Source organism: Thiomicrorhabdus aquaedulcis (assembly GCF_004001325.1).
Lineage (GTDB): Bacteria > Pseudomonadota > Gammaproteobacteria > Thiomicrospirales > Thiomicrospiraceae > Thiomicrorhabdus > Thiomicrorhabdus aquaedulcis.
On record NZ_AP018722.1, the window covers coordinates 815102 to 830192 of the forward strand.

Here is a 15091-nt window from a genome sequence, read left to right on the forward strand (position 1 = left end):
ATGCGAATTTCAACCAATATGTTTCATAATCAAGGTGTGAATTCTATTCAAAAGCATCAAAATGCGGTAGTAGATTTGCAATTGCAACTCAGTACAGGCAAGCGGGTTAATGCCGCAAGCGATGACCCAGTGGCCACTAGCCAAATTCACTCGCTTAATCGCACCACAAGTACTATTGACCAGTACGCCAAAAACGGCGAATACGCCAAGTCGCAATTGGTGCTTGAAGAGACCGCCATTGAGGATGTGACCGCCTCATTACAGCGAGCGCGTGAGCTTACTATTCAAATGTTTAACAGTACTTATAACGCCACTGACCGCCAAGCGGCAGCGCAAGAAATTGGGCAGTTAATAGAACAAACCAAAAACATGATGAACTACCGAAACTCTGAAGGCGAGCTGATTTTTGCCGGCAGCAGCGTGAATGCCGAACAAGCGTTTGTAGAAGATGTGAATAACCCTGGCTACTACGCTTATATTGGAAGCAATAACGCTGATGATGGTACGGTTGACACGGTATATGAGCCATTAGCAAGTTTTGGTTCTCGCTTTGTGCAAATAGGCTTTGATGCGGACAATAAAGTATTGCCAAACGATCAAGGAGACCCGAGTAGGGTTCGAATTACTGATAATGGTGATAAGGTATTTGGTTGGCCTGACCCAGCCCTTGCAGAAACTACCTTTGCTAATCCAACAGGGACTGGAACGCCAGACAGTAATATTTTGAATGTGCTAGTAGAGCTTAAAAATGCTTTAGACGCGGGGCTAAAGCCTCCCGAAGGCATTGCTAACGATTTAGCATTTGGTATTGATCAAATGTCAAAGGTGCGTGCTGAAATTGGTGGACGCCAAAACCGTATCGAAAGCCAGTTTGATGCAGGGCAGACCTTTAAAATTGCTTTAGAAGAGCGACGTATGAATTTAGAAGACATGGATTTGGTGCAGGGTATTACCGACTTAACCAAAAACCAAAACGCCTTACAAATAGCGCAGCAAATTTTTACCCGTGTACAAGACATGTCATTGTTTAATTATTTAAGGTAGTTAAATCAATGGCTTGTTGTATATTTTGTACACTTGGCCTGTGACTTGCTAAAACCTCCCAAACGGAGGTTTTTTTGTGAAAAATCAAATACGCATTGCGTCAATTATTTTGGCTTCAGGTGGGTTACTGGCAGTAACCGCACTGGCGTTTGCTCAAATGCAAGAACCAGTACAAATTCAAGTTAGCACAGCTGTGCAAGCCAGTTTGCAAGCGAATGTGCCTACCGGTGCCATTCGCGCCATACACCATGAGGCCGCACCACACACCACCCTAGCGTTGGCTAATACGCTGCTGGCACAAACCACTCAACCATTAATTGACAATCCGCAGGTGATGGACGAACCCTCTGTCAAAAATTCAACACCGTTAATAGCAGACGTTCCTACTAGTATTGACGCTAGCGCTAACATAGAAAACGACTATTCGTCCAAACTTACCAGGCCTGGTGAGCTTATAAGCGCTCAATCAACCGACATGGTTAACTTATTTACCACGCCCATTACGCCGATGAGTGCTGATCAAGAACTGTCTTTGCAACCGGTTATTATTTGGTACGATCACGAAATTATTATTGAATATCCCCAAGCCTTAGTGACTCCGCAAATTCTTAAACGGTCTATTGCACGTTTGTTGTTAAGCCCAGACAAGCTCGCAGCCGAAGAGTTGTTAAGTTTAAAACCCATTAAAAGTCAGCAGGTACCCGCGCTGTATTTAAAAGTGCGCGATCAAAATGGCAAAGCCATTCGTTATCCAGCGGACGCTTATGCGTACGTAGATTATTTAATCAAACATCAAGCCGAAGAAGTCGGCGACGATCAAGAGCGTTTTACCTTGGTGCACATTCCCATTACCAAGCGTCATTTGCCCAATCCGGTACAAGCTTATCAACACTGGGTGCAAGCGTATTCAGAACGTTTCAAGGTGTCGCAAGACATTGTGTTTGCCATTATGGAAGTGGAAAGCGCTTTTAATCCAAAAGCCGTGAGTAAGTCTGAGGCGTTGGGGTTAATGCAAGTGCAAGCGCACACCGCTGGTAAAGATGTGTATGAGTTGGTGGATCGCAAACAGGGCATGCCCGGGCGCGCCGAGTTGTTTGACCCGCAAAACAACATTCGCATGGGCGTGGCTTACTTTGGGTTGCTGAATCACGACTATTTAAAAAGTGTGAGCAATCCTAAAAGTAAAGAGATGCTGGCCATTTCGTCATACAATGGAGGGTTTTCAACGGTCTTAAAGTTGTTTGGCAAGAATGCCGAAGAAGCATTGGCTCACATTAATCGTTTGCATCCGCAACAGGTTTATCGTATTTTACGTTACGACCATCCGTCGGATGAAACGCGTAACTACCTAGACAAGGTGATGCACGCCAAAAGTCGTTACACCGCTATGTTGGATTTAAATGTGTAAAGCGTTTTTAACGTTAACTTACGGGAAGGCCATAAAACTACTTGGGTTCAAGTTTTTTATGCAAAGGCCTTAGAGAATTCACATGAACAGTGAAAATGAATAATGAAATGAAAAAGTTATTGCCCATTGGAAAATCCACCTTCAAAACATTAATTGAAGAAAACTACCTGTACGTTGATAAAACCCAACATGCACTGACATTGATTCAATCAGGCACCTATTATTTTCTATCGCGTCCACGCCGTTTTGGCAAGTCGTTATTTTTAGACACGCTGGCCACCATTTTCTCGGGCGAAAAGGAATTGTTTAAAGGACTGCATATTTATGATAAGTATGCTTTTCCTAAACATCCTGTTATTAACATGAGCTTTAACAGCGGCAGTTATTCTGATTTGGCTGCATTACGCCAACGCATTTATGAAATTTTAAAAGCTTCCCAAGAAATTTTAGAGGTTAGTTGTGATACCGACCTATCTTTAGCCGGGTGTTTTGAACAGTTGATTCGTAAAACTCATCAAAAATACCAAACTAAAGTCGTCATCCTAATTGACGAATACGACAAGCCCATCTTAGACAACATCGAAAAACCCGACATAGCCACCGAACTGCGCGATGAACTCAAAGGGTTTTACAGCGTTATAAAAGGTGCCGATCAATACATTCAATTTGTATTTATGACTGGCGTGAGTAAATTCTCAAAAGTAAGCCTATTTAGTGGGTTAAACAACCTTGAAGACATTACGCTTAATCCACGATTTGCCACCATTTGTGGCTACACGCAAAATGATATCGAAACCACGTTTGCCGCGCATTTAGAAGGGCAAGATTTTAACAAAATTAAAACCTGGTACAACGGCTACAAATGGTTAGGCGAAGGGGTCTATAACCCCTTTGATATTTTACTGTTTATTTCCAATCAATTTATTTATGAAAATTATTGGTTTTCGACAGGAACGCCAACCTTTTTATTAAAAATGCTAGAAAAAAATCAATACTTTTTACCTGACCTTGAAAGCATTACGGCTGACAGAAGCATGTTAGACAGCTTTGATGTCAATCACATTCAGTTCGAAACCCTAATGTGGCAAACCGGTTATTTAACCATTGAACGAGTGACTGAAAATTTTGATAGCACACCAAAATATTGGTTATCTTTGCCAAATCAAGAAGTGCGTTTATCCTTATTAAACATCATTGCCGACTATTTAACCGCCATTGATCGTCCTTTAAAGGTTAAAGGTCAAATTTATGAGGCATTGATTTCTTTGGATTTTGAAGCCCTCAAAAACCAACTTACGTCCCTCTACGCCAGCATTCCTTACGAACACTTTACCCACAGCAAAATGCACTTATACGAAGGCTATTACGTAAGCGTGTTTTACGCCTATTTAAAAGCGTTAGGGTTAGAATTAATCGCCGAAGACGCCACCAGCAAAGGCCGTATTGACTTAACCCTAAAACTGCCCGATGCCACAATAGTAATAGAATTTAAAGCCGATGGCGCAACCGCCGAAGACGCGTTGGCGCAAATAAAAGCCAAAGGCTACGCCAACAAGTATTTAAATAACGGCAAGCCTGTGTACGCGGTAGGAATAGGGTTTGATAAAGAATTACGTAACATTTCTAGTTTAGCGTACCAAATAGTTGGTTAGTGCCTGTCAATGTATTAGTTTTTTGGTTTTTTAGGCTGTTAGCAATGATAAGCAACTGTCTTAAAGTGGTATGACGCTCATTAATCGTTTGCATCTCCTGTAGGTTTATCGTATTTTTTAAATCTGATTATTTTTTGGATGAAATGCGTCAATACCTAGCGTAACTAACTGGAGAAGGTGATGCACGCTAAAAATATTAAGCCGCCGAATCGGATTTAAACGTGTTTTCTCTGTTTAGTTTTATTTGGGGTCCGAATAATTTACCGTTGAATTGATGTGGTCTAGTTTTTAGACAATGCAGATTATTTGGTAACTATTTTTAATAGCACGAGCATCAACAATGTTAGCGAGACCAATTTTTTAATTGGTTTAAGACTTTTCACGAAAACTATTTGGACTCAAGTGGCTCTCATACAAGGGTCATAATCTAAGTGAGACTTTTGTACGAATGAATGCACTCATAAAAGTGGTCAAAATCAGGTGGATTTTTCCTCTTTTTTCTTTGGCATATTACACGTATAAAGGCTTTTAAGTAATTTTTTTAAAAAATAAGATGGTGCTGTATGTATAAATCTAATTATTGGCAAGGCAAGCAAGTTTTGGTAACAGGTGCTGATGGTTTTATTGGTTCACATTTAACAGAAGCCCTTGTGAGGTCAGGTGCTAAGGTTCGGGCTTTGGTTGTTTATAATTCTAATAACTCTTGGGGGTGGTTAGACGCAACGGACATATCTAATGAAGTTGAAGTTATTTCTGGTGATGTGAGAGACCCTTTTTTGTGCAAAAAAATTACAAAAAATTGCCATACTGTTTTTCATCTTGCGGCATTGATTGCCATTCCCTATTCTTATGCTGCGCCTAACTCTTATGTAGAAACCAACGTTAACGGTACTTTAAATATGGCTCAGTCCTGCTTAGAAAATGGCGTAAGTCGTTTTATGCATACGTCTACTTCTGAAGTATATGGTACCGCGCAATATGTGCCCATTGATGAAAAGCATCCTTTGCAACCGCAATCGCCCTACAGTGCCAGTAAAATTGGTGCCGATGCGATGGCAATTTCTTACTATAATTCATTTGAATTACCCGTATCTATCGCACGTCCGTTTAATACTTATGGGCCAAGACAGTCGGCGCGTGCGGTAATCCCAACAATTATTAGCCAAATTGCCAATGGTATGAAGCAGATTAAATTAGGCGACACCAGTCCAACCCGCGACTTTAATTATGTTGCCGATACCTGTCAAGGCATGATGGCCTTGATGGCAACGGATGCCACCATTGGCGAAACGGTTAATATTAGCTCGAATTTTGAGGTGTCGGTGCAAGATACTTTAGAGATAATTAAAGATTTAATGGGTTCTGATGTTGAGTTTGTGCAGGACCCGCAACGTTTACGCCCAAAAGATTCTGAAGTGTTTCGTTTGTGGGGTGATAACCGTAAATTGATTGAACTGACTGGCTATCAGCCGACCACTTCTTTACAGCAAGGTTTGCTACGCACCATTGAGTGGTTTAGCCAGCCGAAAAATCTGCAAGGCTATAAAGCCGGTATTTATAATGTTTAATCACCAGGCCTGGTCATTGCTGTTGGCGCATATTAATCAATATTATGGGCAAGAAAAAGGCGTAATTCCTTTGCACGCTCCCTGTTTTGATGCGCGCGAAAAAGCACTGGTTGTTGACACTATTGAATCCACATTTGTGTCTTCGGTGGGAGCCTATGTAACCGAGTTTGAGCAAGCGGTTGCTCTGTTTACTGGGGCCAAACATGCAGTGGCAGTAGTCAACGGCACTATGGGGCTGTATTTAGCATTAAAAGTGGTTGGCATTCAACCCAATGATTTGGTTTTAACCCAATCGTTAACGTTTGTTGCGACTCCCAATGCAATCAAAATGCATCAAGCAGACCCTGTGTTTATCGATGTTGAACACAAAACGCTAGGGCTGTGTCCCGAATCATTAAGCGCTTTTTTAAATGAGCACACTGAGCAACAACTTGGTCAATGTGTCCATCGCCAAACAGGTCGGGTAATTCGCGCCTGTATGCCAATGCATACGCTGGGTTTTCCGGCTAGAATTGATGTTATTTTAGAAATATGTAACCAGCACAACGTTGCCTTAGTGGAGGACGCCGCAGAGAGTTTGGGCAGCCTCTATAAAGGGCTGCATACCGGACGTTTTGGTAAGGTGGGCGTGTTCAGTTTTAACGGCAATAAAGTGATTACCACCGGCGGGGGTGGGATGCTAATTACCGATGATGATGAGTTGGCAGCAAGTGCTAAGCACTTAAGCACCACTGCAAAAATTTCGCATGCCTGGAAGTTTGAGCATGATGAATCTGCTTACAATCTGCGTATGCCCAATATCAATGCCGCCTTAGGTGTTGCGCAGATGCAAAAATTGCCGTCATTTTTGGCAGAAAAACGGCATTGGGCGCTCAGTTATCAACAGTTACCAGGCCTGGTGATGCTAAAGGAATCAAACAATTCGCAAGCCAATTATTGGCTGAACGCGCTGTTATGCGAGTCAGAAGCGGAGCGTGATGCATTTTTAGAGTTCAGCAACGGCCAAAATATTCAAACGCGTCCGCTTTGGACGCCGATGCATCAATTGCCAATTTATAAAGATTGTCTGCGAACTGATTTACCCAACACCGAATGGCTAGCACAACGGATTGTTAATTTACCAAGCGGTGTGGTGTGTAGTAAAAAACCAGAAAAGGGTTCGCACGGTTAATCTGTCTAGACGTTATTAAACCAACTGTCCATGCTTAAGCACCGCTTTGTTACGCCATAAATCAACGCCTGATGGCTTGCCAAGCGTTTAGTGAATATACTAAGAAATGTTATAATTTAACCTTAAGTGAAATACTAATTCGGAGAGCCAAATGCACATACATGCCGTTGATTTACTTGATAATATTGGCAATTATGTAAGTAGACGCCTCGATGGTCATCTTGAGCAAGAAAGTGTTGAACGACTCTCTGATTTTCGAATTATTCATACCAGTCATGCAGTTTATGACAAGGTATTGGACGAAGGGGTTTTAATTGTCAGGCTGTTGCATAACAAGCAAGATTCGGCCAGGAATCTTATGCCATGAAACAGCTTCTTTTAATCGGCGCAGGCGGCCATTGTAAAGCGTGTATTGATGTTATTGAACAAATTGGGGAATGGCAAATTGCGGGGATAATCGACCGTAAAGACTCAGGTGTTACGGATGTATTAGGTTATCCGGTAATAGGTTGTGATGATGATTTAGCCCAACTAAAAAAACAATACGACTATGCGTTTGTCACGGTTGGGCAAATTCGTTCAGCAGATCTCAAAATCAAATTATTTAATCAACTCAATATGCTGGGTTTTAAACAGCCAGGCCTGGTTTCGCCATTAGCCTATGTTTCCAAACACGCCAAAATAGGCGAGGGCACCATTATTATGCACCATGCAATGGTCAATGCCTCCGCAAAAGTCGGAGACAACTGCATTATTAATAGTAAAGCTTTAATAGAGCATGATGCCGTTGTTGAAAACCATTGTCATGTTTCAACAGGCGCAACCATTAATGGTGGTGTAATTGTCGGTGAGCAAAGCTTTATTGGCAGTCACGCCACGACTAAACAATTTATATCCCTTTTACCCAGGTCTTTTATCAAAGCGGGAACCGTAGCAATATGAGCATTTTTATCATAGCAGAAGCTGGAGTCAATCATAACGGCTCATTAGTATTGGCAAAACAACTGGTAGATGTGGCAGCAGATTCGGGTGCTAACGCGGTAAAGTTTCAAACCTTTAAAGCGGCAACACTTGTCACCAAGTCCGCCAAACAAGCGGATTATCAAACAGCAAACACCGGTAAAGAAGAAAGTCAATTTGATATGCTCAAGCGGTTAGAGTTGAGTGAAGCGGATCATCAAGAACTGGTTGATTATTGCCAATTCAAAAAATTGAATTTATGTCCACGCCGTTTGATTTACAAAGCATTCGGTTCTTAAACGGTTTGGGTTTAAAGCGTTTTAAAATCCCGTCCGGTGAAATTACCAACTACCCTTACCTAAAAATGGTCGGCGGTTATAACAAAGAACTTGTACTCTCAACGGGCATGGCAACCTTAGCTGAAATAGAAGCCGCATTAAGTCTATTGATTGAGTCCGGCACAGAAAAAAATAAAATCACCATTTTACACGCCACCACCGATTACCCGACCCAAATGCAAGACGTCAACCTAACCGCTATGCAAACCATTGCACAGGCGTTTAAAGTCAACGTAGGTTATTCCGATCACACACCGGGCATCGAAGTGCCAATAGCGGCGATCGCACTTGGTGCGTCTATTATCGAAAAACACTTCACTTTAGATAAAAACTTGCCTGGTCCTGATCATAAAGCCAGTCTAGAACCCCAAGAGTTAAAGCAAATGGTGCAAGCCATTCGCAATATCGAAATCGCTCTGGGTGATGGCATTAAACGCCCAAGCGCTAATGAGCAAAAAAACATGCAGGTCGCCAGAAAAAGCCTCGTCGCTTTAACCGATATTAAAAAAGGCGACACCTTTAGCGAACACAACCTCACCGTCAAACGACCAGGCCTGGGTATTTCACCGATGCGTTGGAACGAAATCATCGGCCAAGCCGCCCAAAAAGATTATCAGGCAGATGAATTGATATGAACCTAGAAAACCTACAACCCTTTGTAGAAGAACTTAAAACAGCGATTCGACAAGCCCAAAACCAAGCGCTACAAAGCGTCAATAAAGTATTGATTCAACTCTACTTGACAATTGGGCAACGCATTGTTGAAAAACAAGACCAATATGGTTGGGGCAAATCAATCGTTTCGCAAATTAGCGAAGAACTGCAAAATGAGTTTGTTGGCACAAAGGGTTTTTCAGCTCAAAACCTTTGGAATATGCGCCAATTTTATCTGGCATATCAAGATCAACCAAAACTCCAGACACTGTCTAGAGAAATTAGCTGGTCGCACAATGTCAAAATCCTGCAAAAGCTCAAAGACCCTTTAGCACAACAATTCTATATCCAAGCCAGCATGCAAAATCGCTGGAGTGTGCGCGTACTTGACCACCAAATCGACAACCAAACCTATGAAAAAACCCTGCTAAACCAAACCAACTTTGCCCAAACCCTTCCAGCAGAGTTACAAAACCAAACGCAACAACTTATCAAAGACGAATACACCTTTGATTTTCTAGGGCTGAGTGAACAACATAGCGAAAAGCAACTCGAAGACGCCCTAATTTTAGAAGTGCGCAACTTTCTTACCCAAATGGGTGCCGATTTTACCTTTATGGGCAACCAATACAAACTCACGATCGATCATGAAGACTACTATATCGACTTGCTTTTGTATCACCGACGCTTAAAGTCATTGATTGCCGTAGAGCTTAAAATCGGCAAATTTAAACCTGAATACGCCGGAAAGCTCAGTTTTTACCTCACCGCACTTAATGAAACAGTTAAATTACCGGACGAAAATCCCTCAATCGGCATTATCATCTGTAAAGAAAAGCAACGAACCACGGTTGAGTTTGCGCTAAAAGACATCAACCAGCCCATTGGTGTCGCCACCTACAAATTAGCGCATGAACTACCCAAAGAGCTTCAAGCCTCATTACCGTCACCACAACAAATCGAACAAAAACTGAGCAAACTCTTCGAGCAAGTTGGGAGTGAACAAGGTGAATAACCAAAACACAAAAAAAATCTGTGTAGTCTCCGGAACGCGTGCTGAATACGGTTTGCTGTATTGGTTAATGCAGGTCATTAAACAAGCCGACGAATTAATATGAGAGAGCTAGTGCGATGAGTCAGTTTCAGATTTTTTTAAGTAGCCATCAAAAGGAGTTTGCCGAAGAACGCAAAGCCTTAAAAGCCTACATTGAAACAGATGCTTTATTGCACCGGTTTTTTAGCGTATTTGTGTTTGAAACTCAGTCCGCAAAAGACCAAGTGGCGCAGGCGATTTATTTGGAGCAGGTGAAGCAATCTGATATTTATATTGGGCTATTAGGTGATGTATACGGCCAGCCAGACGATAGCGATTTATCACCAACGCATCAAGAATACAATGCGGCCACCGAATTACATAAAACGCGTTTAATCTTCATCAAAGGTAATGACGACCAACACAAAGCACCCATTATGCAAGCCTTGATACAACAGGTGCAAACCCAACTGGTTCGCAAGCGTTTTAATAGCATTACTGAATTACTCACGCAAGTGTATAGCAGCTTGATTGACTACCTTGAGCGAGTCGGCAAACTCAACAGCTTGCCATTTGACCGAACACCCCTTGCCAACGCTACGCTTAAGGACATTGATACTGAAAAACTGCAAACCTTTTTAGCCATCGCGGTACACCAACGCAATTACGCCGTGAAACCCGGTACACCGATTGAAAAGGCATTAACCCAGCTAAATCTCTATCATCATTCGCAACTTACTCAAGCGAGCTTATTACTTTTTGGTAAACAGCCTCAGCGATTTTTTATTTCCAGTGAAGTCAAATGCCTGCACTTTCATGGCACCCAAAAAATTAAACCCATTCCCTCGTATCAAATTTATAAAGGCACTGTGTTTGAACTGGCGGATCAGGCCATCGACTTTGTACTCTCCAAGCTTAACCGACGTGTCGGCACACGCCAACAAAGTAGCCAAGCGCCCGTGCACTACAATATCCCTAAAGAGGTGGTGTCTGAAGCGATAGTTAATGCAATTGTGCATCGCGACTACACCAGCCCAGCCAGTGTAGAAGTGGCGCTTTATAGTGACCGATTAGAAGTTTGGAATCCCGGGCAATTGCCACAAGGATTGCATTTGCAAGACCTAACGCAACCGCATACCTCTTACCCGGTGAATCCTCTCCTAGCTGAGCCCATGTTTTTGGCAAAATACATCGAAAAAGCCGGAACGGGTACGACCGATATTATTGAAAAATGCCAACAAGCAGGCTTGCCTGCACCCAAGTTTGAATTAAAAGCAGGGTGTTTTGTTCTCACGGTTTACAAGGCTCAAGAAACCGCCCAAGAAACCGCCCAAGAAACCGCCCAAGAAACCACGGTTGCACGATTGATTGAACTGATAAGGCATAATCCGCGCATCACTAGAAAAGAAATGATGGCACAGCTAAACAAAGCAGACGGCACCATCAAGCAGCATTTGGACAACCTGAAAAAAGCAGGCGTGCTTACTCGCATCGGAAGCAATAAATCGGGCGTTTGGCAGGTCAATGAGGAAGAAATATGAAAAAAATCTGCGTAGTCACCGGAACCCGTGCTGAATATGGTTTGCTGTATTGGTTAATAAAAGCCATAGAGCAAGACTCAGATTTGCAGTTGCAAGTAATTGTAACCGGCATGCACCTGTCACCAGAATTTGGCTTGACCTATAAAGAAGTTGAAAAAGAATTTAAGATTGATAAAAAAATTGAAATGCTATTGTCCTCTGACACCGCTATTGGCATTTCAAAATCAATGGGATTGGCGCAAATTTCGTTTGCCGAAGCTTATGATGAGCTAAAGCCGGATTTGGTAGTGCTCTTAGGTGATCGTTATGAGATTTTTGCTGCCGCGTCAATCGCGATGATTGCCCGTATTCCAATTGCTCACTTACATGGTGGTGAAACCACAGAAGGCGCGTTTGATGAAGCAATGCGCCACAGCATTACCAAAATGGCCTATTGGCATTTTACTGCGGCAGAAGTTTATCGCCAAAGAGTGATTCAGTTAGGTGAGTCACCAGAACGGGTTTTTAATGTTGGTGGATTAGGGATAGAAAACATTAAGCGATTAACTTTGTTGTCAAAAAATGAGTTTGAAAAGTCGATTGACTTTAAATTGGCTGATCGAAATGTTTTAGTAACTTATCATCCCGTTACCCTTGAGCGTTCAAGTGCTCAAGAACAGTTTCAAGTTTTATTGAACGCATTAGATCAGCTTAAAAATACACATATTATTTTAACCAAGGCCAACAGCGACACGGATGGTAGAGTTATTAACCAAATGATTGATCATTACGTAACTAAGAACGCCCAAAAAGCGATTGCTTTTACTTCATTGGGTCAACTTCGTTATTTAAGTGCATTGCAGTTTATGGATGCCGTTATTGGCAATAGCTCTAGCGGCTTGCTTGAAGCCCCCAGTTTTAAAATCGCTACAATCAATGTTGGTGATCGTCAAACAGGGCGTTTAAAGGCTGCAAGTGTCATTGATTGCAAACCAGAGTTATCAGGTTTAGCGCATGCTTTTCAAAAAGCGTTTTCAGATGAGTTTAAAAATATTTTAGAATCAGTAGAAAACCCTTATGGTGATGGCAATGCCAGTGCACAAATTTTACCCATCCTAAAGCGTAAAGTTTACGCACAGGATTTAAAGAAAAAATTTTACGATTTAGACGCCTTAGTACAGCCTAAGCTATGAAAAATATTGAAAGCATACTGGTCAATAATCAGATAACGATTAAAAAGCTCTATTGCGAATGGGTTAAATATAGTCGCAGATTTTACTGGTGGTTAAAGGCGACAAAACCATCCTCTATGGTTATATTCGCTGTGAATTATTGAAGGGTTTGAAATTTGATGATGCTATCGAATCGATTGTATCCACTTCGCCAACGGTTGGATGTAATGGTGAATCCAATTAAGGGATTATTAAAAAAGCGATTGCCAAAAAACGGCATCAAATCCCGATTATTGATGAAGCAAATCGTGTTTTGGGTTTAAAACAAATTGATGAATTATTAAAACCAGAGATTAAGCCAAATAAAACGGTGCTAATGGTGGGCGGTTTGGGGGCTCGTTTGCATTCGTTAACAACTGTGATGCCCAGTTAATGCTAAAAGTGGGCGAAAAATCTTTTTGGCACTGGCCTCTAAACACACTTTAAATATCAAGAGTGATTAAATTCCACTAAATAAAAAAACGCTCTAGCCGTTAAAGAATTTAGTCTTTAGATAAACATGTTCAGGAATGCTACTTAAGAGTAGAGGTAGAGCCTGAATTTCGCAATAATAAATGTTGTTTAGATCGTTGTTGAATCGACTAAATACTAGGAGCAAATGCCAGTGAATGCAGCGAATATTAAAGTGCAATTGAAGTTATTTTTATTAGTTGCCACAAGACCTCTGGTATTGACACCAAGACATGAGTATAAACGTTCACATGATTATTCAGCAGGTTTTGTAAAAGCTGATAAATCTTACCATGAAGGTTATCACGCATCGTTTGATAAACGACCCGGTCGAAAAATGATTTGGGAATTTGAGCAGGCAATTTTAAGAAAAATAGTAGAAGACTCTCCCGCGCAAACACATTTAGATTTTGCGGGTGGAACTGGTCGCATTGCTAAAGTATTAGAAGACTTTGTGCCGCAACAATTTGTATTGGATATTTCTGAAGGGATGCTTGCAGTTGCAGCCCAACATCTTACAAAGGCTAAAATTTTAAATTGTGATTTTTCAAAGGGTGTGCCTGAAATTGAAGATAACAGTTTGGATTTAGTGACTGCTTTTAGATTTTTTCCGAATGCAGAAGTAGAGCTTAGAGAGAGTGCGATGGCATTTTTGGTTCAAAAAATGCAATGTGGTGGAAAATTAGTTTGTAATAATCACCGCAGCTTTTGGTCATTATCGTATTTGTTGAGTCGTCTACTCTTTAAGGGGGGCGATGTTGGAATGGCTAATAATGAAATGGAAGCGCTTGCAAAACGACATGGTTTAGTTCTGCAGAAATATTACAGCGTGGGAGTCGTTCCGCAAAATGAAAATAAATCTCTCTTTTCATGGGCTCTGACTCAAAAGATTGAAAATTATTTTTTTAAACATTTTTTGTCAAAACAGCGATTAGGGTACAACACCATATTTGTGTTTGAAAAGCTTATAAAAGCCTAAGTATGGCTGACTTTTGGTTGCCTCGAACGCCAGCATTTTTAGAAATGCATCCTTCAAATGTGATTTGGGAAGGTGTTTCTGAGTTTGAGGCACAAAACATTCAACACTGGTCCGGGTTTGATGGTCCTGTTAAAGCATTAAAGTCTGGACATTTATTAAGGCCAGGGTATTACCTTGTTGGTTCAAAATCATTAAAGTTCGTTAAGGTGATGAGTGAGGAACATTTAAAGCTTCAACTTGCAGCTAATCAGGTTGCCGAATATGTATTCAGTCAAGGTGTATTGGTTAGTTTGTTGTTAAATGGGTTTCCTAAATTGTTGCCTAATAATCAGGTTTTATTGGCCTATGAGTATGTTGAGGGTGACTTTATTTCGCCAACAGTTGACAACCTGGAGCATCTAGGACGTTCTATTGGGAAATTGCATCAAGCTTTAAAAAAAGCGCCCTTTATTAAATCGGTGAGACAGGCTGGCATTGAGCGTTTCTCTTATATTCAAGAAAGTTTTAAAACCTTTAAAAGCAATAACTCATTTTCTAAACGCCCCGAAATTGCACAATTACTTCAAAATTATTCCCCAGATGATTTATCAATACTTGTGGAAAATGCTCAATCAACACACGGTGACTTAAATGTAGGGAATTTGTTGGCGACGTCTAAGGGTATTTTATTTTTAGATTTTGAAAGTAGTTTTAGCGCTTGGTGCAACCCCTTAAAAGAGTTAGCATTCGTGATTGAGCGTTTTGTTTTGACAAGAGACATACCATTAATTGAACCTTTGTTAAATGCTTTGCTTAAAGGGTATGAAGATGAGATGGGCGTAACATTTAAAAATGCCAATGATTTGGTCAGTCTTTTAAAGGCGCTCTCTGTGAGAAGTTTTGTTATTTTGATGGAAATGGAACTAAAAGGAAAAAATCCTTTAGAGTCAGAGTGGCAAAAGTTTTTAATTTATTTTTGTTAGCAGAAAATAGTCAGCACACTTTAGAAAGGCTACTAGACAAGCAATAACGTTAAAATTATACATTAAATGCCTTTTGCTTTTACAATGGCCGTGTCATTTTTAACCCGCTTATAAGGTGAA

At 41.1% G+C, this 15091-nt stretch carries 13 protein-coding genes and 1 pseudogene; all 14 read left to right on the plus strand.

Going from position 1 to position 15091, the window contains the following annotated elements; genetic code table 11:
* The 14 genes and pseudogenes from flgL (at position 1) to EP181_RS03665 (ending at position 14971) form a co-directional block, all read left to right on the plus strand.
* On the plus strand, positions 1–1044 hold the full coding sequence (gene flgL / locus EP181_RS03605; protein WP_127470442.1) for a flagellar hook-associated protein FlgL: 1044 nt from the start codon (positions 1–3) through the stop codon (positions 1042–1044).
* 76 nt (positions 1045–1120) lie between these two features.
* Complete coding sequence (locus tag EP181_RS03610; protein ID WP_127470443.1) at positions 1121–2452, plus strand: murein transglycosylase domain-containing protein; 1332 nt, start codon at positions 1121–1123, stop codon at positions 2450–2452.
* A gap of 107 nt (positions 2453–2559) precedes the next feature.
* The gene (locus EP181_RS03615; RefSeq protein WP_127470444.1) at positions 2560–4104 is read left to right on the plus strand and encodes an ATP-binding protein; all 1545 of its coding nucleotides are present in this window, start codon (positions 2560–2562) and stop codon (positions 4102–4104) included.
* A 563-nt stretch (positions 4105–4667) separates the two neighbouring features.
* Complete coding sequence (locus EP181_RS03620) at positions 4668–5672, plus strand: NAD-dependent 4,6-dehydratase LegB (RefSeq protein ID WP_127470445.1); 1005 nt, start codon at positions 4668–4670, stop codon at positions 5670–5672.
* Positions 5665–6843 (plus strand): LegC family aminotransferase, encoded by a 1179-nt coding sequence (locus EP181_RS03625; RefSeq protein ID WP_127470446.1) that lies wholly within the window; start codon positions 5665–5667, stop codon positions 6841–6843. The genes EP181_RS03620 and EP181_RS03625 overlap by 8 nt, the downstream gene beginning before the upstream one ends.
* Before the next feature lie 151 nt (positions 6844–6994).
* Positions 6995–7210, plus strand: coding sequence for a hypothetical protein (locus EP181_RS03630; protein WP_127470447.1), 216 nt, complete (start codon positions 6995–6997; stop codon positions 7208–7210).
* Complete coding sequence (locus tag EP181_RS03635) at positions 7207–7785, plus strand: acetyltransferase (RefSeq protein ID WP_127470448.1); 579 nt, start codon at positions 7207–7209, stop codon at positions 7783–7785. The genes EP181_RS03630 and EP181_RS03635 overlap by 4 nt, the downstream gene beginning before the upstream one ends.
* Positions 7782–8515: pseudogene (gene neuB / locus EP181_RS03640) on the plus strand (N-acetylneuraminate synthase); the annotation flags it as partial. The gene EP181_RS03635 and the pseudogene neuB, both read left to right, overlap by 4 nt.
* A gap of 87 nt (positions 8516–8602) precedes the next feature.
* Positions 8603–8776, plus strand: a complete 174-nt coding sequence (locus tag EP181_RS12620; protein ID WP_269471163.1) for an SAF domain-containing protein — start codon at positions 8603–8605, stop codon at positions 8774–8776.
* The gene (locus EP181_RS03645; RefSeq protein WP_127470449.1) at positions 8773–9810 is read left to right on the plus strand and encodes a PDDEXK nuclease domain-containing protein; all 1038 of its coding nucleotides are present in this window, start codon (positions 8773–8775) and stop codon (positions 9808–9810) included. The genes EP181_RS12620 and EP181_RS03645 overlap by 4 nt, the downstream gene beginning before the upstream one ends.
* A 116-nt stretch (positions 9811–9926) precedes the next feature.
* Positions 9927–11369 (plus strand): ATP-binding protein, encoded by a 1443-nt coding sequence (locus EP181_RS03650; protein WP_127470450.1) that lies wholly within the window; start codon positions 9927–9929, stop codon positions 11367–11369.
* On the plus strand, positions 11366–12541 hold the full coding sequence (gene neuC / locus EP181_RS03655; protein ID WP_127470451.1) for a UDP-N-acetylglucosamine 2-epimerase: 1176 nt from the start codon (positions 11366–11368) through the stop codon (positions 12539–12541). Before EP181_RS03650 ends, neuC begins: the two co-directional genes overlap by 4 nt.
* Before the next feature lie 643 nt (positions 12542–13184).
* The gene (locus EP181_RS03660) at positions 13185–14009 is read left to right on the plus strand and encodes a class I SAM-dependent methyltransferase (protein WP_172959684.1); all 825 of its coding nucleotides are present in this window, start codon (positions 13185–13187) and stop codon (positions 14007–14009) included.
* Positions 14010–14011: 2 nt separating this feature from the next.
* Complete coding sequence (locus EP181_RS03665) at positions 14012–14971, plus strand: phosphotransferase (RefSeq protein ID WP_127470453.1); 960 nt, start codon at positions 14012–14014, stop codon at positions 14969–14971.
* The last annotated feature ends 120 nt before the right edge of the window (positions 14972–15091 follow it).